The organism is Thioprofundum lithotrophicum (genome assembly GCF_055387065.1).
Genome location: NZ_AP042379.1, coordinates 2,001,344 through 2,025,597, shown reverse-complemented (window position 1 = coordinate 2,025,597; position 24,254 = coordinate 2,001,344). Strand labels below are relative to the sequence as shown.

Here is a 24,254-nt window from a genome sequence, read left to right as displayed (position 1 = left end):
CAAGCACCGGCCAAAGGCGCCGATAGAAACGCTGACCGTCCGCAACATCCGCTGGAGAATCTCATGGACCTGCTGATTCTGCTCCTTCTTGGCGCCACCCTCTTCCTGGCCGGCTACCATTTCGGCAACACCATGGGCCGGACCCAGTTCATCCGGGAATACCTCAAGGAAACGCGCCGTCACCGCTGATCGCCACCCACCGGGCAGGGACGCCCGCGAACCACCGCTGCGCATCGCTTCCCCCCTCTCTCCGGGCCGACCGGCCTTGGACCGCCCTTTTGTCCCGAAAACCAAATATCAACAAGTTACGTCGATTTCTTGATAAAACTCTTGAAATGAAATATATATCTGTCATCTGACAGGCGACCTGGTGACCCTCTCCCACAATAAAACAATAAGTTACATCACTTTCTTTACAAATCACTTTAGGTTTGATATACATGTAACTGTTGTTACGAGGAGGACTCGCCATGAACGAAGAAGAACTGCCCCTCTACGAAGTCGAAGAACTCTCTCTGGAAGATGCGATCCTGCTGATCGCCACGGAACAGGAAAAGCAGCAGGCCGATTTCCGCCACAGCTCCGAACGCCTGCTGCTGCAAATGGCAAGCTGACACACGATCACCCCTCGACGCATGCGGATTCCCCGGAATCCGCCTCTGCGTCACCTCATCACGCAAACACCCCGGTCCGAGAACCGGGGTGTTTGCGTTTTCGGCGCGGAAAAAACGGAGTAACCAAGGGCAGGAGCGGCGCCCTCGCCGCGATCAGAACAGGGCCAAGGGACGAGGACCGACGACTGCATGGATGCAGGAGGTAGAGCGACGCAGGAAGCCAAAGCCGAGTGACGAGGTGAACCGAAATCAGAAACCAATGCTTTTCCTCGGCCCTCGTCACTCGTCCCTGCGTAATCTTGGCGAGGGCGCCGCTCCTACAGTAGAGGGAGGTAGCCGGTTCGCCTGGCCGGCGGTCAGCGGCGGGTCAGGGCTTCGAGGATGCGATCTTCGGCGGCGATGCGGTCGGCCAGCATTTCGCCCAGGTGGGCGAGATCCCGTTCCAGGGCGGCGGTGTCCTCGACGATGGTCTCGCCGTCGTACTTGTCGTTGAAATCGACGATCAGCCGGGTCACGTCGGCGATGCGGGGATAGACTTCCGCCGCCACGGTCTTCACCGCCTGGCGGCGTTCGGTGCCTTCCTCGATGTAGCGGTAGAGCTGAAAGTGGGCGCTGGCCGTGTAGTCCACCAGCGTTTCGCAGAATTCCTGGAGCAGGGCCTGGATGGCCTCGCCCGGCTCGAAGGGCCGCAGGCCGATGAGCTGCGAGAACAGGACCAGGGTGCGATCCCGGGTCTCGATCAGGGTGTGCAGCTTGCTGAGGGATTCGGTTCGACGTTCCGCCGCTTCCTGGGCACCCACGGTGCGACCTCCTGGATTTCCGTTGTCCGGTTCGTGCCGCCCAACTATGCCCTGCCCGGCGCATCGGCGCAAGCCGTCATGGCGCATGGCACCACAGGGGCAGGCGCCGGCCCGCCTCCCGCAGCACGCTCTCCTGCTGCCGCCAGTCGGCCTGATGGCGGGCCACTTCCCGCCAGAAGGCAGCCGAGTGGTCGAGGTGCCGGGTATGGCAGAGTTCATGCACCAGCAGGTAACGCACCGTGTCGGGCGGCAGGAACAGCAGATTGCGGTTGAGGCTGATGTGTCCCCGCGCCGAGCAGCTTCCCCAGCGGCTGCGCTGGCCGCGGACGCCGACGCTGTGGAAGACCAGCCCGGTCTCCTCGCTCACCCGGGCCAGCCAGGGAGGCAGCACCGCCTTCGCGCGGGCCTGCAGCCAGCGGCGCAGGGCCGCGCCCAGTGCCTCGTCGCCGGCCCGGTCGGCCACCCGCAGAAGCCGCCGACCGGGCAGCGCCTGCAGCGTGCGCGCCTGCACCGGCACATAGTTCACCTCCCACGCTTCCTCGATGGCCGCAAGCAGGACCCTGCGCGGCCGCGCCCCACCCGTCTCCGGCGCCGCCGCCCGATGGCGGCGCTGCCGGGCCCGCACCTGCTGCACCCAGTCGGCGCGCCTGGCCAGGATCGGGCCGAGATCCGCCTCGGAAAACCCCGGCGGCACGGTCACCACCAGCTCGCCCCGGGGCGTGATGCGCAGGCGCACGTGCCGCGCCCGGCGATCCACGCGCAGGCGATATTCGAGTCGTTCCGGCGGGAGGCGGGTCATGAACCGAACGATAGCAGACGCGTCTGCTTTCGGTATACTGTGCGGTCCTCCGCAACCGCCACCCGTCCGTCATGAATCCCGAACTGCTCCTGCCTGCCGGCACCCTGCGCAACCTGCGTTACGCCTTCGCCTATGGCGCCGATGCGGTGTATGCCGGACAGCCCCGCTACAGTCTGCGGGTGCGCAACAACGATTTCGATCTGGCCAATCTGGAAACCGGCATCGCCGAGGCCCGGCGCCAGGGCAAGCGTTTCTTCGTGGCTTCCAACCTGATGCCCCACAACGCCAAGCTGCGCACCTACCTGGACGACATGGCGCCGGTGATCGCGCTGCAGCCGGATGCGCTGATCATGGCCGATCCGGGGCTCATCATGCTGGTGCGGGAACGCTGGCCCGAAATGCCCGTGCATCTTTCGGTGCAGGCCAACACGGTCAACTGGGCGGCGGTGAAGTTCTGGCAGTCGCTGGGCCTGTCGCGGGTGATCCTGTCGCGGGAGCTGTCGCTGGACGAGATCGCCGAGATCCGGGAACGCTGCCCCGACATGGAGCTGGAAGTGTTCGTGCATGGCGCCCTGTGCATCGCCTACTCGGGCCGCTGCCTGCTGTCGGGCTACTTCAACCACCGGGATCCCAACCAGGGCACCTGCACCAACGCCTGCCGCTGGGAATACCGGCTGCACGCCGGCAGCGAGGACATCAGCGGCGACGTGCAGCGCCTGGACTTCGACGTGCAGGCCGCCATGGCCGCCCCCGAGCCCTTTCCCGAACCCCAGCCCCGCCACCCGCTGGCCGATCGGGTGTATCTCATCGAAGAGACGACCCGGCCCGGCGAACTGATGCCGGTGATGGAAGACGAGCACGGCACCTACATCATGAATTCGCGGGATCTGCGCGCCATCCAGCACATCGAACGGCTGGTGAAACTGGGCATCGACTCCTTCAAGATCGAAGGCCGCACCAAGTCCCATTATTACGTGGCCCGCACCGCCCAGCTCTACCGCCAGGCCATCGACGACGCCCTGGCCGGCCGGCCCTTCGATCCAACCCTCTACGCGCGCCTCGAAGGGCTGGCCAACCGCGGCTACACCGACGGCTTCTACGAACGCCATCCCCCCCAGGACTACCAGAACTACCTGGAGGGCCACTCGGGCCGGTTCCGCCAGCGCTTCGTGGGCGAAATCCTCGACTACGACGCCCACACGGGCCTGGCCCACGTGCTGGCCAAGAACCGCTTCGCCATCGGCGACCGGCTGGAAGTGATCACGCCCGCCGGCAACCGGGAACTGATCCTCGACCACATCGAGGGCCTCGACGGCCAGCGGCGCGACCGCGTGCCCGGCGGCGGCCACGAGGTGCGCATTCCCCTGCCGCCGGGGGAATACGCCTTCGGCCTGCTGGCCCGCGAAGAGCGCGGCGACTGAAGCCGGTCGTCTATCGCGATCGTCATAGCTTCGCTGCAAACTGCAAGGTTTCCGTTCCCGCGCCGGCCGCCTTGCCCTCTTCTCTCAAGTTTGTGACGCAGTTCGCCGTTATAGTCACAAGTACTTGGGGGATTACATGGACTTCATCGGCGCCAAAGATCTGTTTCTGGCCATCGATCAGGGGGGACATGCCAGCCGGGCGCTGGTCTTCGACATCGAAGGCAACCTGCGTGCCGCCGCCTGGCACGATCTGCATCCCCGGGTGAGCGACGACGCGCGGGTCGAATACGCACCCGGCCCCCTGCTCGCCTCCCTGCACGACGTGGTGGCCGAGGTGCTGGAGAAGCTGGGCGAGGATCGCCGGCACGTGGTGCGCGCCGGCCTGGCCACCCAGCGCGCCAACGTCATGTGCTGGGACCGCCTCACCGGCCGCGCCATCGGCCCTGTGATCAGCTGGCAGGATCGCCGCGGCCGGGAACAGGTGGCCGCGCTGGGCCGCCACAGCAAGTTCGTCCATGCCCGCACCGGCCTGTTTCTCTCCCCCCACTACGGCGCCAGCAAGATCCACTGGTGCCTCGAACACCTGCCCGAGGTGCTCCGGGCCCTGCAGGAGGATCGCCTGGGCTACGGCCCCATGGCCGCCTGGCTCACCTGGCAGCTCACCCACAAGGAACCGGTGGTGGCCGACGTGGTCAACGCCAGCCGCACCCAGCTGCTCTCGCTGGAGCGGCTCGACTGGGACGACGCGCTGCTGGAGCTGTTCGACGTGCCGGCCGATCCCCTGCCCCGCTGCGTGCCCAACCTGCGGGAGTTCGGCCGCCTGAGCCGGGCCCACGACGTGCCCCTGCACCTGGTGACCGGCGATCAGTCGGCGGCCCTGTTCGCCTACGGCGAGCTGCAACCGGACACGGCCTACATCAACACCGGCACCGGCGCCTTCGTCTCCCGGCCCTCCGGCCCGGCCCGCCTGTATGGCCGGCGCCTGCTGACCAGCGTGATCCACCACACCGACGAGCAGACCGAATACGTCCTGGAAGGCACCGTCAACGGCGCCGGCGCGGCCCTGGAATGGTTCGCCCGCCGCTTCGAGGTGCCCGATCTGATCACACGCCTGCCCGCCTGGCTGGAGGAGACGGTGGGTTCGCCCAGCCTGTTCCTCAACGGCGTGTCGGGGCTAGGCTCGCCCTTCTGGATCGCCGATTTTCCCACCCGCTTCGAGGGCCCGGCCGATCTGCCCCTGCGCGCGGTGGCGGTGGTGGAGAGCATCGTCTTTCTGCTGGGCGCCAACTTGGCCGAGATGCGCAAGCTGGCCTCGCCGCCCGAGCAGATCCAGATCACCGGCGGACTCGCCCACCTCGACGGCCTGTGCCAACGCCTGGCCGATCTCTCCGGCCTACCGGTGTACCGTCCCCGGGAATGCGAAGCCACCGCCCGGGGGCTGGCCTTCCTGCTCGCCGGCCGCCCCCGCCACTGGCCCGAGGAATCCCCGGGCGACTGGTTCCAGCCACGCCCCAACCCGGCCCTCCAAGCCACCTATCACCGCTGGCTGGCCGCCATGCTCGGGACCATGCGCAGGAAGAGGGACGAGGGACGAGGGACGAGTGGCGAGGACAGGGGCGACACAAACAATGCGTAAAGTGTCCGGAAATGGCCATTTGGCCAGTCACACTCATTCTTCCTCGTCCCTCGTCCCTCGTCCCTCGTCCCTTTGCCGGCGCAACGCGCCAAGCATCCGACCAATGGCGAAGGTCTCCACCCGGTCCACGCCCCGCGCGAGCAGCGCGCGGGCCTGTTGCGGATCGTCGCATTCGTAGACCGCGAGGCGGTGGCCGGGGTGGGCGATGGCGCCGGGGGGCAGGGTGTCGAGCCGGCACAGCCACCACTCGGCCTCCAGGGCCTGTACCGCCGGCAATCGGTGATCGGCCCAGTCGTCGAACACGGCGCCGATGGGCCAGGAGGTGCGCCGGCGAACCGCAGCCAGCGCATCCGTGTCGTAGGAGATGATCACGCAACGCCCGGCCAGGGGTTCCAGTGGCGGCAACACGGCCTCGAGCACGGCGTCCACGCCGAACCGCGCCAGGGTGATCCGCTTGAGTTCCACATAGGTCTCCACGTCCGACCGGGCGATCAGCCAGTCCACGAAATCATGCAGGGTCGGGATCGGCGCGCCCTCGCCGCCCGTCGGGCTGCGCACGCGGAAGGCCTGCACCTGCTCGAGGGTCTTCTCATGGATCGCGCCCGGCACGCCGCACAGGCGCCGCAGATCCCGATCGTGGAACAGCACCGGCACCCCGTCGGCGGTCAGTTGCACGTCGGTCTCCAGCACGTGCCCGCCCACGGCCAAGGCATCGGCGAAGGCCGGCAGGGTGTTCTCGGGAAAGCGGGCCGCGTGGCCCCGGTGGGCCACCAGTTGCCAGCCCGGATCAGTCTGGCTCACGCTCATCGCCTGCGCCCCGCCCCTTGCCGAACCTGCTAGAATCCCGGCGCATGAGCCCCGACACCCAGAGCACCCTGCAAATCCTCAGCATCGCCATCCTCCCCACGCTGTTCGCCATCGTGGTCCACGAGGTGGCCCACGGCTGGGTGGCCAAGCGGCTGGGGGACAACACTGCCTGGATGCTGGGGCGGCTGACCCTCAACCCCATCAAGCACATCGATCCCATCGGCACCATCCTGGTGCCCGTGATCACCATTCTCACCATGGGCTTCGCCTTCGGGTGGGCCAAGCCGGTCCCCATCGACTGGCGCAAGCTGCACCACCCGCGCCGCGACATGGTCCTGGTGGCCGCCGCCGGCCCCGGCGCCAACCTGCTGATGGCCATCGGCTGGGGCCTGGTGGCCAAACTGGCCAGCCTGTTGCCCGAGGGGCTGGCGATGATCAGCATGCCGCTCATCTACATGGGCCTGTTCGGGATTCTGATCAACGTGGTGCTGATGGTCTTCAACCTCGTGCCGTTGCCGCCGCTCGATGGCGGACGCATCGCCGTGGGGCTGCTGCCGCCGGCACTGGCCCGCCCCCTCAGCCGCATCGAGCCCCTGGGCCTGATCATCATCGTCGCCCTGCTGCTGACCGGCGGCTGGCGTTTCATCAGCCCGGTGATCGGCGCCGTGCGCCACGCCATCCAGGTGCTCACCGGTCTGTCCTGAATTCCGCAAGACGGTGTTTTGCAACCGCCTGTTGGCGTCAATCCAGCCGGCGCAGGGCCACGAAGCGCCGCCGTTCGTCGAACTCCAGCTCGAAACGTCCCCGGATCCCGTCGTGGCGCAGATGGGGGCGCAAGGCCGCCGCCGGAAACTGCACGCGCAGCCCCTCCTCGCTGCGGGCCTGCACGGCCTGCACCCGCCCGGCGTAGTACTGGCGGAACAGGCGGTGCGGAATGTCCAGGCGCAAGCGCAGACAGGGCATGCAGATCCTCCAAATGTCCCCGCAACTTGCAGGGATTGTGCCAGATTTTCCCTCGATCGCGGTTTGGGATTAGAATGCGGGACTTTGCCGGGAGGGCCGCTGCCGTGTGCCCGTTCTCCCTTCATTCCCCAAAGAGTCGTTGCCGAATCATGAAAATCGCATTTCCCGCCCCCGCTGCCGTCCTGCGCCTGCTGATCGCCGCCGTACTCGTGGCCGTGCTCGGCCGTTTCCTGCTCCCCTACACGCCCCTGACGGGCCTGGCTCCCGAATGGCTCTTTGCCCTGGGCCTGCTGCTCGGCGGCCTGCTCGCCGGCGGCCTGGGCCTGCTCCGCTTCAGCCGCCCCCGCGAGGAGACCGCCACCGAATCCATCTTCGTCGGCAATCTGGCCTTCCGCATGCCTGCCGAGGCCCTGCGGGAACTGTTCGAGCAGTACGGGGAAGTGCACAGCGTGCGCCTGATGACCGATCGGGTCACCCGCAAGCCCCGCGGCTTCGGCTTCGTGACCATGAACCGCCGCGACGCCCGCGCCGCCATCAAGGCCCTGAACGGCAAGGAGTTCTTCGGCCGGCCGCTGAAGGTGAACGTGGCCCATGAACGCAAGCCGCGCCCGGAGCAGTCCCGCGCGGCCTGAAAACGGGCCCGATCACGCACGGCGGCAGACAGGCCGCCCGCGCGAATCAGCCCTGCACGTCGAGCAGTTCCACCTCGAAGACCAGGGTGGCATTGGGCGGAATCACGCCGCCCGCGCCCTGGGCGCCGTACCCCATCTCCGGCGGAATGATCAGGGTGCGCACCCCGCCCACCTTCATGCCCGCCACGCCCTCGTCCCAGCCACGGATCACCTGCCCGGCGCCGAGATTGAACAGGAAGGGCTGGTTGCGGTCACGGGAACTGTCGAATTTCGCGCCCTTGCCCTCCTCGGCCTGCGGGTCGTGCAGCCAGCCGGTGTAATGCACCACCACCGGCTTGCCGGCCACGGCCGCCTTGCCTTCGCCTTCGCGGATGTCGATGGTCTGCAGGGTGTCGCTCATGATTTTCTCCCGGTTCGGAAACAGGCCAGGAAGTCTATCATGGGCTGAAACACCCTCTCTGCTCCCTTCGACAATCTGCCATTCCGAAACACGCGCCAGCGGCGCTCAAGAATCGCCGCTGCGGGCCGATAGGATCCGTGAACCGGGCCGGGTCCGCCGGCTCCCCTGGCCATCACGAGGCAAGCACATGGACAATTTCATCAAATCCGTGGACGAACGCACCAAACTGGCCGGCGCCAACCGGCTGGAAGTGCTGCTGTTCAGTCTCGGTTACGACCGGCGGACCGAGCGGGAAGAAGTCTTCGGCCTCAACGTGTTCAAGATCCGCGAGGTCATCCAGGTGCCGGAGATCACCCATGCCCCCGACATGCCGGCCGGCGTGGAAGGCATGGTGAGCCTGCGTGGCAGCATGATCCCGGTGATCAACCTGGCCCACTTCTGCCAGATGGACGTGGCCGAACCGCCCACCAAACTGATCGTCACCGAGTTCAACAGGTCCACCCAGGGCCTGCTGGTGGCCTCGGTGGAGCAGATCCTGCGCATGGAATGGAACGACATCAAGGTGCCGCCGCCCATGATGGCCAACCGCCTCGGCGGCCTGGTGACGGCGGTCACCGAACTCAAGGACGGGCGCATCGTGATGGTGCTGGACGTGGAGAAGGTCCTGGCCGAAACCGCCGGCTTCATGGACGACCCCGCCATGTTCAACGGCCTGGAGCAGATCGACACTCCGGCCACGGTGCTGTTCGCCGACGACTCGGCCGTGGCCCGCCGCCAGCTCGAAACCACCCTCGATCACATGGGCGTGAACTATCTCTCGGCCAAGAACGGCGTGGAAGCCTGGGAGAAACTGGAGGATCTGGCAAGCCGCGCCGAGGCCAGCCACACGCCCGTGTACGAGATGCTGCAGGCCATCGTCACCGACGTGGAGATGCCGGGCATGGACGGCTACGTGCTGACCAAGAAGGTCAAGAGCGACAGCCGCTTCAACGGCATCCCGGTGATCATGCACTCCTCCCTCTCGGCCGAGGCCAACATGAAGCTCGGCACCGAAGTCGGTGCCGACGCCTACGTGGCCAAGTTCGATCCCCAGGAGTTCGCCCGCATCCTCACCCCCCTGCTCACCGGCAGCCGCGGCACGCCGGAGGCCTCGGCCGGCTGATCCGGCAGGCTGTCAGCGCCGCTGCCGCAAGGCGGCGATCCGCTCCTCCAGGGGCGGATGGGACATGAACAGCCGGGCCAGGCCGTGGCCGATCCGCCCCGAAATGCCGAAGGCGGCGAGCTGATCGGGCAGGTGCGGCTGCTGCACTGTCATCTGCAGCCGCTGCAGGGCGGCGATCATGCGCGGGGCGCCCACCAGCCGGGCGCTGCCGGCGTCGGCCCGGAACTCCCGCTGCCGGCTGAACCACATGACGATCATGGTCGCCAGGATCCCGAGCACCAGCTCCGCGACGATGGTGCTGATCCAGAAGGCCGGGCCGTAGCCCCGCTCGTTGCGGAACACGATGCGGTCCACCGCGTGGCCGATGACCCGCGAGAAGAAGATCACGAAGGTGTTCACCACCCCCTGGATGAGCGCCAGGGTCACCATGTCGCCATTGGCGATGTGGGAGACCTCGTGGGCCAGCACCGCCTCGGCTTCGTCGCGGGTCATGTTCTCGAGCAGGCCGGTGCTCACCGCCACCAGGGCATCGTCACGCTTCATGCCGGTGGCGAAGGCGTTGATGTCCGGCGAGTCGTAGATGGCCACATCGGGCATGCCGATCCCCGCTTCCCGGGCCAGCACGCCCACCGTCTGCACCAGCCACTGCTCGGCGGCGTTGGCCGGCTGGCCGATCACCCTCGCGCCGGTCATGCGCCTGGCCGTCCACTTGGAAAGGGCCAGGGAAATGAAGGCGCCGCCGAAACCGAAGGCCGCGGCAAACAGCAGGAGAGCCTGCAGATTCAGGTCCACCCCCTGCTGGGTGAAATACTGCTCGATGCCCAGGATGCGCAGGCTGGCGCTGAGCACCACAAGGATGGCCAGGTTGGTGGCCAGGAACAGGAAAATCCGCTTCATGACGCCTCTCTCGTCGGGTTGTCCGTTTCAGGAGCAGGGACCGGCGTCAGCGAGGGAAGTTCCGCCGGCGGCAAGGAGGGTATAATGCCGCGCCTCGCATCATCAGGAAACCCTGCCCATGCCCGACGCCGCCATCTTCGATACCGATCTGGAACACTTCGACCAGGACGTGCTGGACGCCTCTCGTGAGGTGCCCGTGCTGGTGGACTTCTGGGCCGACTGGTGCCCGCCGTGCCTGGTGATCGCCCCGATTCTGGAACAGGTGGTGGGCGAACGGGACGGCGCGGTGCGCCTGGCCAAGCTGGAGGTGGACGCAGGCGAGAACATGAAACTGGCCGGCCGCTACGCCGTGCGCGGCTTCCCCACGGTGATCCTGTTCCGTGACGGCGAGGAGGTGGCGCGCTTCAGCGGCGCCCAGTCCGCCGGTTTCATCGACGGCTTCCTTGACGAGCACGGAGTGTGAAGGCGTCAAGACACTGCCTTCTCGCCATACGGTGACAACGATCTGCGCCCGTACCCGCAGGAGCGGCGCCTCGCCGCGAGCTGAGCGGTCCCAGCCTGAACAGCCGTGACGAATTCCCGAACATTTTCGGCTGTTGTTCCAGCATCGGGTGCGCCCTTGAGGCGGGGCGCCGCTCCTACTGGGGAATGACCTCCTTATTAAGCGTCTCAAAATTGTGCTGACACAATCGGCACCGGTATGGGGCGGTTGTTGTAGGCCGGCTCAAGCGTAGCGGAGCCGGCAAAAATCGTGTCATCCCGACATGGCGGCTCCGCTACGCTTGAGCCGCCCTACGGGCTGTTCTGCGTCAGTATCGCGGCGAGGCGCCGCTCCTACGGGGGAATGGCCCCCTTATTTCTTGACGAACACGCCGGGGATCCAGGTCTTGCGCAGTTTGGCGGTTTCCTTGAGGTTGCCCTCGTCCTCGTCCACGAAGCGGAAGTTGTTCATGCCGATCCGGATCATGTCGCCGTTTTTGAGCTTGCACAGGGTGATCCGTTCGTCGTTGACGTAGGTGTGGTTGGTGCTGTCCTGGTCCTGCAGGTAATAGTCCACCCGGCCCTCGCCATCGGGGCTGGCCACCACTTCCAGCACCGCATGGCGCTTGCTCACCAGATCGTCGTCGATGCTGATGTCGTTGTCCGTGTCGCGCCCGATGGTGATGCGCGGCTTGGCGATCACCAGCTTGATGCCGGCCCCGTCGGGCGAAAACTGGATCAGCATGGCCATGGGGGGAGGCTCCTGCGTCACTGTGGTACCGGTTGCCTGGACAGCCGGCATGGGGTAGTTTGAGGGGAATTATGCCGGCGGTCGCCGGCGGAAGGAAGCCAGCCATTGGGCCAGGAAGAGACCGCACTGCTCAGGGAGGTGGAAGCCGCCATCCGCAGCGACCGCCTGATCCTGCCCTCGCCGCCGGATCATCTGCAGGAAATCCGCCGCCTGCTCGAGGATCCCGACGCCGGGGTCGAGCGCATCGCCGCCGCCATCGGCCAGGATCCGGCGCTGGCCGCGCGCCTCCTCAAGATCACCAACAGCGCCGCCTATGGCGGAGATCGGCCACTGGATTCCCTGAGCCAGGCCATCGCCCGGCTGGGCAACCGCCTGGTGGCCACGCTCGTGACCAGTCATGCCCTGCTGCAGACTTTCGGCGCGCCCTGTCCGGCCTATTCGGGCCTGCTGGAAATCATTCGCGAACTGAGCCGCCAGGTGGCGGCCTGGGCCTGGGTGCTGGCCCGGGAAGCGCCCCTGCCGCCGGCCGAGGAAGCCCTGCTGGCCGGGCTGGTGCACCGGATCGGCATGCTGCCCATCCTGCAATGCGCCGCCCATCACGGCACGCCGCCCCCGGCCGAGGCGATGCACGACCTGCTGGAGGAATACCATGCCCCGGTGGGCGCCATGCTCCTGGCCCACTGGCGCTTTCCGCCGGCACTGGTCACCGCGGTGGGCCACTACCGCAAGCCGCCGCCGACGGACAAGGCCACGCTCACCGATCTCCTCGCCGCCGCCAGCGCCGCGCGCAACCGCCAGCCCCTGCCCCCCGACACGGCCGAACGCCTCGGCCTGACGGACTGGCCGGCGCTGCTCGACGACCCGGCCTGGCGGAAACACTACCAGCTTGCGCTGACCCTGCTCTGAACGCGATGCGGCGGTAGCGGGTGGCTGGGAAAGGCATCATCGCGGCTCGCGCCGGTGATGACGGTTTTCCCGGCCCTCCGTCCCCAGCCACCCGCTACCGCATGCTCAATGCCGGGTCTCGCCAGCGCCCGGCATGGGAAACTGGACCTTGACCTGGTTCTCGAGGGGGCGATCGAAGATCAGCTCGATGCGCACCTGCCCGTCTTCTCCGGTGTCGACCCGGAGCTGCTGCAGATCCGGGATCCGCTCGGCCAGCCAGGCCAGGGTGGCCGCGGCGCGGGCTTCCTGGTCCTGCTGCAGGGATTCCACCAGGCTCATCGCCACGTAGCGGGCCCGCTGCAGGAGATCCGGGTTGGCCAGCGTTTCCCCATCGAGGGGAATGCCGCGATCCATCTCTTCGTCCATGCGCTGCAGATAGTCTCGCTGACGCGCGGGAAGCGGGACGTCCCGGTGATACTCCAGCTCGGCGATCCCGTTGACGAGCACCACCATCTTGTTGCTCATGGCTGCGCCTCCTGCCGGGCCTGCGCCTGCATGAATTTCTCGATCAGCTCGGTGGGCACGGCGCCGACCTGCTTGGCCACCAGCTCGCCACGGGGATCGAAGAACAGAAAGGTGGGGGTGCCCACGAAGGCGCTGCCGGTGAGCCGCCGGTACCAGGCCGCCACTTCGTCGGGCTCGCCGAGCAGGTTGGGAAAGTTCACATTGTGCCGGGAAATGAACTGCTCGGCCGCGGCCTTCCCTTGCTGCCCATCGATGCTGATGCCCAGCACCCGGGCATCCTCGTCCTGATGTACGAAATGGAAATCCACGTAGTGACTGACTTCCTGGTTGCAGATCCGGCAGTCGGAGGCCCAGATCATCACCACCAGCCACTTGCCGCTGTCGAGATGATCGGAAACCCGGGCCGGCTTGCCGTCGAAGGTGGTCATGGCCGGGGAGGCGAGGCTGATCAGCCACAGGAGGGTGGCCATCAGGCCGGTATGCAGGAGGCGGGTTCGTTGCATGCTGAAGTGTCCGGTTGCGGCACGCAGGCCGGGGATGATCCATCCGACACTGCCGGAATGGCTTGGTTCGCTGTCGTTGTCAGGGCCAGGCGACCCGATGACGCTGCAGAGCCGCCTCGATGGTCTCGGCCGTGAGCGCCTCGAAATCGGCCTCGCGGGGCGTCACGAAGCCACCGGCCATCTCATACCAGGCAAAACCGCTGCTCCAGGCGGGCGGCGCCACCTGCCCCTGCCGGCGGCGCGCGAACAGCCACAGGCGGCCGGGCGCAAGGAGCAGATTGTAGCCGATCCGGGCCTCGTGGAGGCGGGCGATGGCGGGCCAGGCGGCCGCGGCGGAATCGAACACCCGCCGCGCCACCGGCCATTCCTCCGCCGCCATCGCCGGCAGGGGCGACTCCCGCCGCAGCAGATGGAAGTGCAGATGGTTGACGGAGGCATAGGCGCCAAAAGCATTGTAGGCCAGCAACAGATCGGGCAGCGCCTGCGCGGCGGACTCGAGCAGGGCCCAGGCCCATTCCAGGGTGGCCGCGTCCAGATACTGGGGATGACCGGCCTCGCGCTCCGGCACCAGCAGGGTGTGATGGCGGGCAAAGGGATACTTGTTGAAATAGAAGGCCGTGGCGCGGCCGAGAATGTCGCCCTCCCAGTAGCGTTCGGCGAGCATGAAGGGCCGGTTGAAGTGGAAGGCGTCGGGATCGAAGGGCCGGTACAGGGTTTCCGGCGCCAGGCGGCTGACCCGCGGCGGCCTGAGTGCCCGCAGGCGGTTGAACTGCACCTCCCAGGGGCCGGCCTGCCGGAACCGGGTCGGCTCCAGGGCCGCTTCGCCCAGGGCCTGCATCTGCACGAAGACCGCCCGATCCTCCTCGCCGGCGGCGGTCTTTCCCTCGGCCAGCAGCCGGGCCTGGAGCCGGCCCTGCCGCGACAGGGCCGGCTCCAGTGCTTCCCGGATGGCCGGATCGGCCGCGGCATTCGCCGCACAGAGAATGTAGCCGGACAGTGACTGGCCTTCGAGCAGCCGCTGCAGGCCGCTCACGAAGGCCGCTTCCAGGGCTTGGGCCGACAGCAGGGGAGACGAAACGGCGAACATGGCAGGATTCCGTGGCGCAGTGGCGCCGTATTATCCGCCTTCGAACCCCGCTTCGCTACCGGCCGGTCATCCCTTGGTGAACACGAACTCGTCGCCGTTGCGCTTCACGGTCACCCCGGCGCGGGCGAACGTGTATTCCTCGCCATCTTCCAGCTTGTGGAGATCGCCGGCACACACGGCGGTGTAGTCCTCCAGCACGCCACAGTGGATGATGCCGAGATTGTCGTAGGTATGGGGTTTGAGAGTGATGGTTTCGGCTGACATGACGCTATCTCCCGTTTCGTTGTTGGTATCGGCTTGCCAGGATGCCGGGCACGCGGCCCGTCGCCAACGAAACATGGCGTCCGGCGCCGGTTTTTCAAGGGACGGAAAGCGGAAACGGCCATTCGCCCCACCGGACGAATGGCCGTTTGAACCGAAACCGCCTGACGGGATTCAGTTGTGCGTCTTGCGCCGGGGTTCAATTCCGGTTCAGCCCTCGTCCATGCGCTGGATGGCGACCACCTCGATGCTGCCGTCCCGCACGCGCCAGCGGATGTCGTGGTCGCCGAGGCGCATGCCATGGAGGTGGGAAGGGGCTTGTGCCTCGTTGCGGTAGGCCGGCCGGGGATCGAGGGCCAGGATCTGCTCGAGGAGTTGCGGAAACTCCGGCCAGTGGCGGGCGATTTCGGCACACCGGCGAGCCGCGCCGGGCGCGAAGCGAACCGGAAGGGAGGCGCCGGGGCGCTCGCTGGCGTAACTGGCGCGGGCATCCGGCACGGCATCCACCCAGGGCAGGTAGGGCTTGATGTCCAGCACCGGTGTGCCGTCGAGCAGATCGGCGCCGCGCAGATGCAGGACCGGCTTGCCATCCTCGCGGTCGATGCGCTCGAGTTCCACCACCGACAACCCGAGGGGATTGGGCCGGAACATGGAGCGGGAGGCGAACACGCCGACACGCCGGTTGCCGCCAAGGCGCGGCGGTCGCACCGTGGGTTTCCAGGCCTGACGGGCCGTGGCATGGAAGTGGAACAGCAACCAGACATGGGAAAAGCCGTCCAGCCCCTCGACCGCCTCGGGCCGATCGAAGGGAGGCAGCAGTGCCAGGGTGGCCCGCGCGGCCGGCACCAGGCCCGGCTGACGGGGGATGCCGAACTTCTCGCGGAAGGGAGAGCGCAGGACCCCGATGGGGTGATAGCAGATGCGCTCGACGGAAGGTTTGGAAGGCATTGGCTAGAGCCGCCGGCGCAGGATTTCGCGCAGTTCCTCGTCGCTCAGCTCGATGGGGTTGGTGCGCATGGAACTGCCGCGGGCATGGGCGACGATGCGGCCCAGATCGGCTTCCCCGATGCCGTAGGCCGACAGGCGCGGCAGCTTCAGGTGCTCGCTCCAGGCCCGCAGCCGCTCCACCAGCAGTTCCCAGGCCTGTTCCGGATCCCGCAGCGGGGTCTCGAGCAGCAGTTCGGCCAGCCGGGCGTAGCGGGCCAGGGCCGGGTTGTGCCGGTCCCGTTCGCGCATGGCGCGGATGTTGATGGCGGTGGCCTCGGCCAGCAGGGTGCCGCAGACCACGCCGTGGGGAATGGGGAAGAAGGCGCCCAGCGGCGAGGCCAGGCCATGCACCGCGCCGAGCCCCGCCTGGGCCAGGGTGATCCCGGAGACCAGGGAGGCCCAGGCCATGCGGCTGCGGGCCGCCTCGGTGATCTCCGCCGCCTCGCCAGCCCGGGAATACCAGGGCAACAGGCCATCGCGGGCCGCTTCCAGGCCGCTCAGGGCCAGCGCGTCGGTAAAGGGGCTGGCCCGCAGCGAGGTCCACGACTCGATGAGCTGGGTGAGGGCATCCATGCCGTTGGCGGCGATGAGTTCGGGCGGGCAGCCGATGAGCAGATCCGGATCCACCAGGGCATGTTCGGCCACTAGGCGATCGTCGCGGAAGGATTTCTTGTAACCCTCGGCGCCCTGGCGGCTGAGCACGGCGTTCTTCGTCGCCTCGCTGCCGGTGCCGGCGGTAGTGGGCACGGCGATGAAGGGCACGGCCGGCCCCGCATAGGGTTTCTCCGGTCCCACGCCTTCCAGGTAGTCGGTGACCGGATCGCCCACCCGCAGCAGGCCGGCGATGGCCTTGGCCGCATCGAGGGCGCTCCCCCCGCCGATGCCCACCACCACGTCGATGGCCTCGCCGGCATGCTGCCGGACGGCCATGTCGACCAGCTCCGGGGAAGGCTCGCCGGGCACGGTGACGTGGAAGCGGGTGAAACCGTGATCCTGCAACTCGGTTTCCAGCCAGGGCCAGTTCGCCGTGGCCTGAAAGGACTGGCTGCCGGTGACCACCAGTACCCGCCGGCCGTAGCCGGCCAGCAACGAAGGCAGGCGGGTGAAGACCCCCACCCCGAAGTGCACCCGGGGCAGGCGGCCGATGGCGAACGGCGCGAACGGAGAGGGCATTTCCATGGTGGACCCGAAACCTCTGGGATGCGGTGCCAGCGCCGAGTATAAACCAGCGCCGGCGGGAACCGCGCATGCCGGGGCAGGCAATCGTGGCGCCCCGGCCTCGTCATCGGCCTCCGTCAGGAGGCGGTCAATCCACCTCGAAGCCCGTGGTCTTGTGGCTGGCGTCGCAGAAGGGTTTCTTGCCCGAGGCTCCGCAACGGCACAGGGCCGCCTTGCTGCGGCGGGTCTCGTAGCCGCCGTCCTCGCTGCGAATGGTCACCGGCCCCTTGACCACGTACATGGCATTGGCCCGGCAGGTGATGGTGACCGGGCCACTCGTCTCGGGCAGATCCTCGGCCCGTTCGTCGGGCACCAGGCCGTCGTCGAATTCGATCTTCTTGTGGCTGCCATCGCAGAACGGCGTCTTTTTTGAAGCGCCGCAGCGGCACAGCCAGAGTTCCTCCTCGCCGCGGGCCAGCTCCTCGCCGTTGGCTGCCAGCAGGGTGAAGTTGCCCCGGCAGATCAGCGGCCCGTTGGCCCGGATGAGGATCACGTTCTGTGCGGGGGAAGACTTGCGGTTGTCGCTCAAGGTTCGCTCCTCAGGGTTGTGGGGGGCGCCGGCTCGGCGGCGCGCTATGCTACCATAGGCGCTCGGGCAAACCAGCCGGTTCGGCCATGTCGTCTGCCTCCGCCTCCGCGGGTTGCGCGGTGCACGGAAGGTGGGTACGGAGACGGCGGATTCAAGCGGTCGGCGGCCGGCCTGTCAATCTCGCGGCCATGAACATTCCCTACCGACTGCTTTCCGACTCCTGGTACCTCGGCGCGGCCGGGCTCTACGCCCTGTTGCTGTTCGCCGCGCTGTGGCGCGCGCCCTGGCGACGCTTTCGCCAGAGCGAGATCCAGCACGTATTCCTCGGCTCGGTGGTGGGGCTGCTGGCGCTGTGGCACATCACCACCACCCATTTTCCCGGCCTGGACTACCACTATATCGGCGCCACCCTGCTGACCTTGATGTTCGGCTGGCGGCTGGCCCTGCTGGCCTTCAGCCTGGTCTATCTGGGCATGATGCTCAACGGCGAGAGCGACTGGCAGGCCCTGCCCCTGAACGTGCTGCTGATGGGGGCCGTGCCCATTCTCTTCAGCCAGACGATCTACCGCCTGGTGGATCGGTACCTGCCCAACAACTTCTTCGTCTACCTCTTTCTCAACGCCTTCTTCGGCGCCGGCCTGGCCATGGTGAGCATGGTGCTGGCCGCCACGGCCGTGCTGGTGGCCGGCGGGGCCTACCGCTTCGAGCAGCTCGCCAGCGACTTTCTGCCCTTCATCCCGCTGATGGCCTTTCCCGAAAGCTTCATCACCGGCATGCTGGTCGCCATCATGGTGGTCATGGTGCCGAACTGGGTCTGCACCTTCGACGATCTGCGTTATCTGCGCGGCAAGTAGGTCCTTGTAGGACCTGTCCTACAGACGCGGTCTGCCCCCGCCGACAGCCAGCCTCCTCACCCTGGGTTATGCTGAGGACGAAGCTAGCAGGCTGTTGAAAAACACCGTTTTTCGACAGCCTGTGTGCGATGCATGGATGCATCGCCATTTTCAATGACGTCAAGTCATTGAAAATGTGACGGAACGGGAAACCGCGTTTTCCATTCCCGAGTTGAAAAAGCCCATGGATGGGCTTTTTCATCAGCCTGCTAGGGAAAAGCCGCTTGAACCGGCGGCACCTCGTCCCCATCGTGACACGGAAGAAAGGGAAGGCTTCCCCGTTGTGTTCCACCGAACCGGCAGTACGGGCAAGACCATGACCGATCTGAAGACCGAACGAAACACTCCCCGCCGCGGCGAATCCGGCCCGATTCCGCCCCGCAAGCGCCGCTATTACCTGAAGGACCGGCAGTGGTACTTCGTGACCCGCGACGGCCGGCACCACGGCCCCTACCCCCACCTCACCGATGCGGAGGCCGCCCTGAAGCTGTACCTGCGGCGCTGCGGGATCGTGCGCGTGGCGTCCTGACGGGAACCGTTGGGTTTCCCGTAGGCGCGGCGCGAGCCGCGATTTGTGGGTAGCGGGTGGCTGGCAAGCGCGGGTATTGCCCGGTCATCAGCCACTGGCTATCTGTTCCGAAATATGTGTCATCTTGTTGCCGGGTAGCTGACCCAGGGCCGCCCTCATGGCCGGAAGGGCGTTGCGTGACACGCCGTAAATACATCCATGTAGGCTCTGCGGCCGCAGTCGCTTCGGGCATCCTGCCCTCTCGCGACACTTGTGCGTCCTGCACATCGTCCCTGCGGCCGAAGGTCACGCAACGCCCTTCCGGCCATGAGGGCTTCGCGCCTGTAGCCAAGATTGATCCATGTTTCGGAACGGTCATATAGGGTTTTCCCAGCAACCAGCAACCAGCCACACGCTGCCGCGGGTCGCGGCTCGCGCCGCGCCTACCGAAAACGGGCGGCAGGGAACACCACGCCTTTATCGGCGACCCGCTCCCGGCGATCGGTATCGCAGGGAGCACGTCCTGGCGGTCATTCGATCCGGCAGGCTTCGTCGAAGTCGAGGCGCGGGCCGCGGGGATAGAGGCCGCTCGGGTCGCCGTAGCCGATGGCGCAGATGAAGTTGGATTTCACCTTGCCATCGGGGAAGAAGGTGGCGTCGAGCTTTTCGTTGTCGAAGCCGGACATGGGCCCGCAGTCGAGCCCCAGGCTGCGGGCGGCCATGATGAGATAGGCGCCCTGCAGGGAGCTGTTGCGGAACGCGGTTTCCCGGATCTTCTCGGGCTTGCCCACGAACCAGCTGCGCGCATCGGTGTGGGGGAACAGCTTGGGCAGCTGTTCGTAGAATTCCATGTCCATGCCGATGATGGCCACCACGGGGGCGCTCATGGCCTTGTCCACGTTGCCCGCGTCAAGGCAGGGTTTCAGGCGTTCCTTGGCCTCGGGGCTGCGCACGAACACGAAGCGGGCCGGGCAGGAATTGGCGCTGGTGGGCCCCCACTTGAGCAGATCGTAGATCTGCCGGATCTGGTCTTCGCTGACCGGCTTGTCCAGCCACTTGTTGTGGGATCGGGCCTCGCGGAACAGCTGATCCAGCGCGGCGTCGGACAGGGGTTGACCTGACATGCTGCTTGCCTCCGGTTTCTTGTTCGCCTGCCCCACAATGTGGCACGAAGCGTCGCCGGGAACAAGGGACGAAAAACAGGGGTTATGCCTCCCGCAGGCGCTGCGAGACCAGCAGGGCCTCGGGCACGTACAGCTTGATCACGGCCGGCAGTTCCAGGGTGATGCCCGGCAAGGGGCGCACCGAGACCCACAGCACGTTGAGCGCCAGGTTGAGATCGGCGAACACCACGGCCTTCTGATAAGCCTGCAGGGCGCGCTCGATGCGCGCGGTCACCCTGGCGATCTCAGCCGCCGGACGCTGCCCCAGACCGGGAATGATCATCATGAAATCGGTGAGCCGGGTGCCGTCCGCATCGCGTACCGGCACCCGCTTCCAGAGCGGCTCGGCCGGTTGCAGGCGGGATTTGGCCGGTTCCCGGCCGGGGCGGCGGGCGAGTGTCACGAGCATCTCCGGAAGGGGGATACCCAAAGATATAGCACAGGATCCGGCTCAACGCCGCCGCCGGCCCCGCGGTTTCAGATCGGCAGGGCGGGATTTGATCCAGTCCACGAAACGGCGAATTCCGGCATGGGCAAGCAGGGCGTCACGGCTGTGATAGCGTTCAGCCAGTTCCTTTTCCGAGATCAATGCATGGATCTGACTGTGACAGGGCCGACAGACCATGAGAATCCGGCGGGTCAGTTCCTCGCGGCCGAAGCGGCGGCGCACCCGCCGGTTGCGGTGCCGGGTGCGGGGGATGAGATGGTGCCGGGTCAGCTCCAGCCCCTCGCGCCCGCACAGTTCACACACGCCTTTCATGCCGGCGCCTCCCGGCGCAGGCGCAGCGCCAGCACCCCGGCCAGGCCGATGAGCAGGGCCCCGGCCACGAACCCGCCATCCAGCGCCTCGTCCCAGAACAGGAAGCCGTACACGGCCCCGAACACCACCGAGGCATAGGTAAAGGGCGCGATGCGCGAGGCGGGCGCGAGGCCGTAGCCACGGGTGAGCAACAGTTGCCCGACGGTGCCGAACAGGCCCATCAGGCCGAGCCAGGCCCACTGTTCGGGCGCTGGCGTCTGCCAGTGCCAGAACAGGGGCACGGCGGTGGCCGCCGCCATCCCCAGGGAAAACCAGAACACGATGCGCACCGTCGGCTCGCTGCGGGCCAGACGCCGCACCGTGACCTTGGCCCCGGCGGCGAACAGGCCACCGGCCAGGCCGGCCAGCGCGGCCGGGGCCAGGTGGCCGCTCGGCTCCACCACCAGCGCCACGCCCAGAAAACCGCTCCCGACCGCCAGCCACACCGCCGCCCGCAGCCGTTCGGCCAGCCACAGGGCGGCGATCAGGGGCATGAACAGGGGCGAAGTCATCTTCAGCAGCATGCCATCGGCCAGGGGCAGGCGCGAGAGGGCGTAGAAGAAACAGTACAGGGCCGACACGCCGAGGGCGGTGCGCAGCAGATGCAGCCAGGGCACCCGGGTGGCCAGCGTCTGGCGGCCGGCCTGCCGACCCAACAGGGGCAGCAGCAGAAGCAGCCCGAACAGGCCGCGCATGAAGGCCACCTCCACCACCGGCAGCGTCCCGGTCAGGTGCTTGACCAGGGCACCCATGGAGGCGAAGCACAGTTCCGAAAGCAGGATCAGGCCGGCGCCGAGCAGGAAATTCTGGCGATAGAACATGCAGGCGGTTCCAGGCGAAAACGCGCAGTTTACCCATTCCGGCACGCCTTTCGCATTCACGCCTGGCAGAACCGCCTATACTCGTGAGCAACCATGGACACGGCAACGCCAAAGAGCCGGACCGGCCTGATCCTCACCGGCGGCGGCGCCCGCGCCGCCTACCAGGTGGGGGTGCTGCGCGCCATCGCCCGGCTGGTGCCGCGTGGCAGTGCCAGCCCCTTCCCGGTGATCTGCGGGACCTCGGCCGGGGCGCTCAACGCGGCCAGCCTGGCGCTGGAGGCCGACGACTTCCGCCATGCCGTCTCGCGGCTGGTGCGGATCTGGGCCAACTTCCGTTCCGGCCAGGTGTTCCGCAGCGACGCCCTCGGCATCGCCCGCACCGGCGCCCACTGGCTGCTGGCCATGATGAGCGCCGGGCTGCTCGGCCGCAGCGAGTCGCTCTACCTGCTCGACCGCACCCCCCTGCAACGGCTCATGACGCGGCACTTCGACGTCCGCCGCCTGCAGGCCAACATCGACGCCGGGCTGCTGCATGCCCTGAGCATCACCGCCTCGGGATACACCTCGCACGAATCGGTGAGCTTCTTCCAGGGGGCGCCGGATCTGCAGCCCTGGCGGCGGGCCCGGCGGGTGGGTTGCCGGGCGAGGCTGGGGGTGGAACACCTGCTGGCCTCCTCGGCCATTCCCTTCGTCTTCGCCGCCCAGAAGGTCAATCGTGAATATTTCGGCGACGGTTCCATGCGCCAGATCGCCCCCATCAGCCCGGCCCTGCATCTGGGGGCCAGCCGGGTGCTGGTGATCGGCAACCGCCACCGCGACGAGCAAGCCCCGCCGCGACGGCCCGTCACCGAGTATCCCTCCTTCGGCGAGATCGCCGGCCATGTGCTCAACAGCATCTTTCTCGACTCCCTGGAGGCGGACATCGAACGCCTGCAGCGGATCAACCGCACTATCAGCCTCATCCCCCGCCACCGGCTCGAGGAGAACGGCATCCTGCTGCGCCATGTGGACGTGCTGGTGATCTCGCCCAGCCAGGATCTGGGCGAACTGGCGGCACGCCACCGGCACGAACTGCCCCGCACCCTGCGCCTGCTGTTCCGCGGCATCGGCGCCATGCGCCCGAGCGGCGCCAGCCTGCTCAGCTACCTGCTGTTCGAGAAGGGCTACTGCCGGGAACTCATCAAACTGGGCTACCGGGACGCCATGCGCCAGCAGGCGGACATTCGGCAACTGCTCGAACCGGCCCCGCTGGGCCTCTGAGTGATCATTCCGGATTGCCGGGGCTGGATAACCGATTTTGGTATTAGCACAGAGCCCTTGAGGCCAGCGATACCTTCGCGCCGTTTTCTCAACCCTGCGCGCCAACGGCCGATAACCGGGGAAACGGGTCAGAGGTTCCGGATCATGAGCGCCACGCCGCTGCTGCAGTTTCCCATGAACATCGACACGGTCGTGTCGGTGGTCCGCCGCGCCCTCGAGACCGTCGGCATGCCCGATTCCCTGCGCCACCGGGCCGAGCACCACGGCCTCTGGCATGAGCTGATCCTGGCCGGCCGGGGCGCGGAAGACACCGCCTGGATCGTGATCACGGTGGCCCCGCAGCAGCCGGTGGTAATGGAAATTCTCGCCCGGCCCCACGCCCCGGACGCCGCCCCCCAGTGCCTCTACGAAACCGCCGTCATCAACGCCGACGAGCTGTATCACCAGACCTGCCGGCTGGTGCTGTTGTGCCTGAACGCGGCCAACGATCAACCCTGCTGAACCGGCACCCCCCTTTCCTCTTGCCGCATTCCTCTTTACCCTGGCGTCATGCAACGTACCCTGCTGCTGTTTCCCCTCTGGGCCCTGCTGCTGTCGGCGGTGGCCTGGTTCCTGCCGCACTGGTTCACGCCGTGGCGCGACGCCATCGTGCCGCTGCTGATGGTGATCATGTTCGGCATGGGCATGACGATCACGCTGCGCGATTTCGTGCGGGTGTGGACGCGGCCGGGCGTGCTGGTCTTCGGCGTGGCCCTGCAATACGGGATCATGCCGCTGGCGGCCTGGGCCGTGGCCACGTGGCTGCACCTGCCCGCCACCCTGCTGGCGGGGCTGGTGCTGGTGGGCAGCAGTCCCGGCGGCACGGCCTCGAACGTGGTGTGCTTCCTGGCGCGGGGCAACGTGGCGCTGTCGGTGAGCCTGACCTTTCTCTCCACGCTGCTGGCCTTTCTCCTCACCCCGGCGTTCACCTGGCTGCTGGCCGGCAAGGCGGTACCCGTGCCCTTCGAGGCCATGCTGCTGGACATCCTGCGCATCGTGCTGGCCCCGGTGCTGCTGGGGGCCGCCATCAATTCCCTGTTCGGCCGGCGGCTGCGACGACTGTTGCCGTTCTTTCCCCTGCTCTCGGTGCTGGCCATCGTGGTGATCATCGCCATCATCGTGGCCCTCAACCAGGCGCGGCTGGCCCAGGTGGGCCTGGTGCTCGTCGGCGCCGTGCTGCTGCACAACGCCATCGGCCTGCTGCTGGGCTACCTCCTGCCCCGCCTGGCCGGGCATGACCCGGTCACCGCCCGCACCCTGGCCATCGAGACCGGCATGCAGAATTCGGGGCTGGCCGTGGCCCTGGCCCTGAAGTACTTCGGCCCCCTGGCTGCCCTGCCCGGCGCCCTGTTCAGCATCGCCCACAATCTCTCGGGCGCGCTGCTGGCGAGTTTCTGGCGCAGAGGCTGAAAGG

General features: G+C 67.2%; 32 protein-coding genes. 14 read left to right on the top strand and 18 right to left on the bottom strand.

The genetic code is table 11. The features are described 5' to 3' along the window. Positions 1-63: 63 nt before the first annotated feature. Positions 64-189 carry a hypothetical protein gene (locus tag ACZ5BH_RS09560; protein WP_464889030.1) on the top strand — a complete coding sequence of 42 codons (126 nt, stop codon included), beginning with the start codon at positions 64-66 and terminating at the stop codon, positions 187-189. 281 nt (positions 190-470) lie between these two features. Beyond that, on the top strand, positions 471-614 hold the full coding sequence (locus ACZ5BH_RS09555) for a hypothetical protein (RefSeq protein ID WP_464889029.1): 144 nt from the start codon (positions 471-473) through the stop codon (positions 612-614). A gap of 356 nt (positions 615-970) precedes the next feature. Here ACZ5BH_RS09555 and ACZ5BH_RS09550 read toward each other — a convergent pair whose 3' ends face one another. Together ACZ5BH_RS09550 and ACZ5BH_RS09545 are read right to left on the bottom strand one after the other, a co-directional pair. After that, positions 971-1,414, bottom strand: a complete 444-nt coding sequence (locus ACZ5BH_RS09550; protein WP_464889028.1) for an Rsd/AlgQ family anti-sigma factor — start codon at positions 1,412-1,414, stop codon at positions 971-973. Between the two features lie 76 nt (positions 1,415-1,490). Next, on the bottom strand, positions 1,491-2,213 hold the full coding sequence (locus tag ACZ5BH_RS09545; protein ID WP_464889027.1) for a M48 family metallopeptidase: 723 nt from the start codon (positions 2,211-2,213) through the stop codon (positions 1,491-1,493). Positions 2,214-2,284: 71 nt separating this feature from the next. Between ACZ5BH_RS09545 and trhP the strand changes: the two genes are divergently transcribed. Together trhP and ACZ5BH_RS09535 are read left to right on the top strand one after the other, a co-directional pair. Further along, on the top strand, positions 2,285-3,634 hold the full coding sequence (gene trhP, locus ACZ5BH_RS09540) for a prephenate-dependent tRNA uridine(34) hydroxylase TrhP (protein ID WP_464889026.1): 1,350 nt from the start codon (positions 2,285-2,287) through the stop codon (positions 3,632-3,634). Positions 3,635-3,770: 136 nt separating this feature from the next. After that, positions 3,771-5,270: an FGGY family carbohydrate kinase gene (locus tag ACZ5BH_RS09535; protein WP_464889025.1), complete on the top strand. Its 1,500-nt coding sequence runs from the start codon at positions 3,771-3,773 to the stop codon at positions 5,268-5,270. Between the two features lie 33 nt (positions 5,271-5,303). Here the strand turns inward: ACZ5BH_RS09535 and ACZ5BH_RS09530 are convergent, their stop codons facing one another. Beyond that, complete coding sequence (locus tag ACZ5BH_RS09530; protein ID WP_464889024.1) at positions 5,304-6,071, bottom strand: glycerophosphodiester phosphodiesterase family protein; 768 nt, start codon at positions 6,069-6,071, stop codon at positions 5,304-5,306. 50 nt (positions 6,072-6,121) lie between these two features. Between ACZ5BH_RS09530 and ACZ5BH_RS09525 the strand changes: the two genes are divergently transcribed. Beyond that, a complete protein-coding gene (locus ACZ5BH_RS09525) occupies positions 6,122-6,781 on the top strand; it encodes a site-2 protease family protein (protein ID WP_464889023.1) in 660 nt (219 codons plus the stop codon). Between the two features lie 37 nt (positions 6,782-6,818). Here ACZ5BH_RS09525 and ACZ5BH_RS09520 read toward each other — a convergent pair whose 3' ends face one another. Further along, positions 6,819-7,040: a DUF2835 family protein gene (locus ACZ5BH_RS09520; RefSeq protein WP_464889022.1), complete on the bottom strand. Its 222-nt coding sequence runs from the start codon at positions 7,038-7,040 to the stop codon at positions 6,819-6,821. Between the two features lie 149 nt (positions 7,041-7,189). On the opposite strand from ACZ5BH_RS09520, the gene ACZ5BH_RS09515 reads away from it, so the two are divergent. Next, entirely contained in the window at positions 7,190-7,672 is a 483-nt protein-coding gene (locus ACZ5BH_RS09515; RefSeq protein WP_464889021.1) for an RNA recognition motif domain-containing protein, read from the top strand. A gap of 46 nt (positions 7,673-7,718) precedes the next feature. On the opposite strand, the gene ACZ5BH_RS09510 is transcribed toward ACZ5BH_RS09515, so the two are convergent. Next, positions 7,719-8,072: an FKBP-type peptidyl-prolyl cis-trans isomerase gene (locus tag ACZ5BH_RS09510; RefSeq protein WP_464889020.1), complete on the bottom strand. Its 354-nt coding sequence runs from the start codon at positions 8,070-8,072 to the stop codon at positions 7,719-7,721. Positions 8,073-8,259: 187 nt separating this feature from the next. Between ACZ5BH_RS09510 and ACZ5BH_RS09505 the strand changes: the two genes are divergently transcribed. Continuing rightward, positions 8,260-9,234, top strand: coding sequence for a chemotaxis protein (locus ACZ5BH_RS09505; protein WP_464889019.1), 975 nt, complete (start codon positions 8,260-8,262; stop codon positions 9,232-9,234). A 12-nt stretch (positions 9,235-9,246) separates the two neighbouring features. Here ACZ5BH_RS09505 and htpX read toward each other — a convergent pair whose 3' ends face one another. Beyond that, positions 9,247-10,131 carry a protease HtpX gene (htpX, locus tag ACZ5BH_RS09500; RefSeq protein ID WP_464889018.1) on the bottom strand — a complete coding sequence of 295 codons (885 nt, stop codon included), beginning with the start codon at positions 10,129-10,131 and terminating at the stop codon, positions 9,247-9,249. Between the two features lie 118 nt (positions 10,132-10,249). On the opposite strand from htpX, the gene ACZ5BH_RS09495 reads away from it, so the two are divergent. Then, positions 10,250-10,594: a thioredoxin family protein gene (locus tag ACZ5BH_RS09495; protein ID WP_464889017.1), complete on the top strand. Its 345-nt coding sequence runs from the start codon at positions 10,250-10,252 to the stop codon at positions 10,592-10,594. A 390-nt stretch (positions 10,595-10,984) separates the two neighbouring features. Here the strand turns inward: ACZ5BH_RS09495 and ACZ5BH_RS09490 are convergent, their stop codons facing one another. Continuing rightward, positions 10,985-11,362, bottom strand: a complete 378-nt coding sequence (locus tag ACZ5BH_RS09490; RefSeq protein WP_464889016.1) for an FHA domain-containing protein — start codon at positions 11,360-11,362, stop codon at positions 10,985-10,987. A gap of 105 nt (positions 11,363-11,467) precedes the next feature. Between ACZ5BH_RS09490 and ACZ5BH_RS09485 the strand changes: the two genes are divergently transcribed. Continuing rightward, positions 11,468-12,268: an HDOD domain-containing protein gene (locus tag ACZ5BH_RS09485; RefSeq protein WP_464889015.1), complete on the top strand. Its 801-nt coding sequence runs from the start codon at positions 11,468-11,470 to the stop codon at positions 12,266-12,268. 105 nt (positions 12,269-12,373) lie between these two features. On the opposite strand, the gene ACZ5BH_RS09480 is transcribed toward ACZ5BH_RS09485, so the two are convergent. From ACZ5BH_RS09480 to ACZ5BH_RS09450, 7 genes are all read right to left on the bottom strand, one after another. Beyond that, positions 12,374-12,772 (bottom strand): hypothetical protein, encoded by a 399-nt coding sequence (locus tag ACZ5BH_RS09480; RefSeq protein ID WP_464889014.1) that lies wholly within the window; start codon positions 12,770-12,772, stop codon positions 12,374-12,376. Next, entirely contained in the window at positions 12,769-13,275 is a 507-nt protein-coding gene (locus ACZ5BH_RS09475) for a peroxiredoxin family protein (protein ID WP_464889013.1), read from the bottom strand. The genes ACZ5BH_RS09480 and ACZ5BH_RS09475 overlap by 4 nt, the downstream gene beginning before the upstream one ends. 79 nt (positions 13,276-13,354) lie before the next feature. Next, positions 13,355-14,362 carry an HIT domain-containing protein gene (locus tag ACZ5BH_RS09470; protein WP_464889012.1) on the bottom strand — a complete coding sequence of 336 codons (1,008 nt, stop codon included), beginning with the start codon at positions 14,360-14,362 and terminating at the stop codon, positions 13,355-13,357. 66 nt (positions 14,363-14,428) lie between these two features. Beyond that, positions 14,429-14,626, bottom strand: coding sequence for a hypothetical protein (locus tag ACZ5BH_RS09465; RefSeq protein WP_464889011.1), 198 nt, complete (start codon positions 14,624-14,626; stop codon positions 14,429-14,431). A 207-nt stretch (positions 14,627-14,833) separates the two neighbouring features. Next, positions 14,834-15,571: a tRNA (N6-threonylcarbamoyladenosine(37)-N6)-methyltransferase TrmO gene (gene tsaA / locus ACZ5BH_RS09460; protein ID WP_464889010.1), complete on the bottom strand. Its 738-nt coding sequence runs from the start codon at positions 15,569-15,571 to the stop codon at positions 14,834-14,836. A 3-nt stretch (positions 15,572-15,574) separates the two neighbouring features. Then, positions 15,575-16,789, bottom strand: a complete 1,215-nt coding sequence (locus tag ACZ5BH_RS09455; RefSeq protein WP_464889009.1) for an iron-containing alcohol dehydrogenase — start codon at positions 16,787-16,789, stop codon at positions 15,575-15,577. Between the two features lie 127 nt (positions 16,790-16,916). Further along, positions 16,917-17,357: a CDGSH iron-sulfur domain-containing protein gene (locus ACZ5BH_RS09450; protein ID WP_464889008.1), complete on the bottom strand. Its 441-nt coding sequence runs from the start codon at positions 17,355-17,357 to the stop codon at positions 16,917-16,919. Between the two features lie 188 nt (positions 17,358-17,545). Here ACZ5BH_RS09450 and ACZ5BH_RS09445 point away from each other — a divergent pair, with 188 nt between their 5' ends. Both ACZ5BH_RS09445 and ACZ5BH_RS09440 read left to right on the top strand, forming a co-directional pair. Continuing rightward, on the top strand, positions 17,546-18,211 hold the full coding sequence (locus tag ACZ5BH_RS09445; protein WP_464889007.1) for an energy-coupling factor ABC transporter permease: 666 nt from the start codon (positions 17,546-17,548) through the stop codon (positions 18,209-18,211). A 355-nt stretch (positions 18,212-18,566) separates the two neighbouring features. After that, entirely contained in the window at positions 18,567-18,779 is a 213-nt protein-coding gene (locus ACZ5BH_RS09440; protein WP_464889006.1) for a DUF6316 family protein, read from the top strand. Positions 18,780-19,288: 509 nt separating this feature from the next. Here the strand turns inward: ACZ5BH_RS09440 and ACZ5BH_RS09435 are convergent. The 4 genes from ACZ5BH_RS09435 to ACZ5BH_RS09420 form a co-directional block, all read right to left on the bottom strand. Further along, positions 19,289-19,882, bottom strand: coding sequence for a malonic semialdehyde reductase (locus ACZ5BH_RS09435; RefSeq protein ID WP_464889005.1), 594 nt, complete (start codon positions 19,880-19,882; stop codon positions 19,289-19,291). Positions 19,883-19,964: 82 nt separating this feature from the next. Beyond that, positions 19,965-20,324 (bottom strand): hypothetical protein, encoded by a 360-nt coding sequence (locus ACZ5BH_RS09430; RefSeq protein ID WP_464889004.1) that lies wholly within the window; start codon positions 20,322-20,324, stop codon positions 19,965-19,967. 48 nt (positions 20,325-20,372) lie between these two features. Beyond that, on the bottom strand, positions 20,373-20,681 hold the full coding sequence (locus ACZ5BH_RS09425) for a hypothetical protein (protein ID WP_464889003.1): 309 nt from the start codon (positions 20,679-20,681) through the stop codon (positions 20,373-20,375). After that, complete coding sequence (locus tag ACZ5BH_RS09420; RefSeq protein WP_464889002.1) at positions 20,678-21,541, bottom strand: DMT family transporter; 864 nt, start codon at positions 21,539-21,541, stop codon at positions 20,678-20,680. The genes ACZ5BH_RS09425 and ACZ5BH_RS09420 overlap by 4 nt, the downstream gene beginning before the upstream one ends. Before the next feature lie 93 nt (positions 21,542-21,634). Here ACZ5BH_RS09420 and ACZ5BH_RS09415 point away from each other — a divergent pair, with 93 nt between their 5' ends. From ACZ5BH_RS09415 to ACZ5BH_RS09405, 3 genes are all read left to right on the top strand, one after another. Then, positions 21,635-22,801: a patatin-like phospholipase family protein gene (locus ACZ5BH_RS09415; protein ID WP_464889001.1), complete on the top strand. Its 1,167-nt coding sequence runs from the start codon at positions 21,635-21,637 to the stop codon at positions 22,799-22,801. 144 nt (positions 22,802-22,945) lie between these two features. Continuing rightward, positions 22,946-23,302: a hypothetical protein gene (locus ACZ5BH_RS09410; protein ID WP_464889000.1), complete on the top strand. Its 357-nt coding sequence runs from the start codon at positions 22,946-22,948 to the stop codon at positions 23,300-23,302. A 48-nt stretch (positions 23,303-23,350) separates the two neighbouring features. Next, the gene (locus ACZ5BH_RS09405; RefSeq protein WP_464888999.1) at positions 23,351-24,250 is read left to right on the top strand and encodes a bile acid:sodium symporter family protein; all 900 of its coding nucleotides are present in this window, start codon (positions 23,351-23,353) and stop codon (positions 24,248-24,250) included. Positions 24,251-24,254 lie beyond the last annotated feature (4 nt).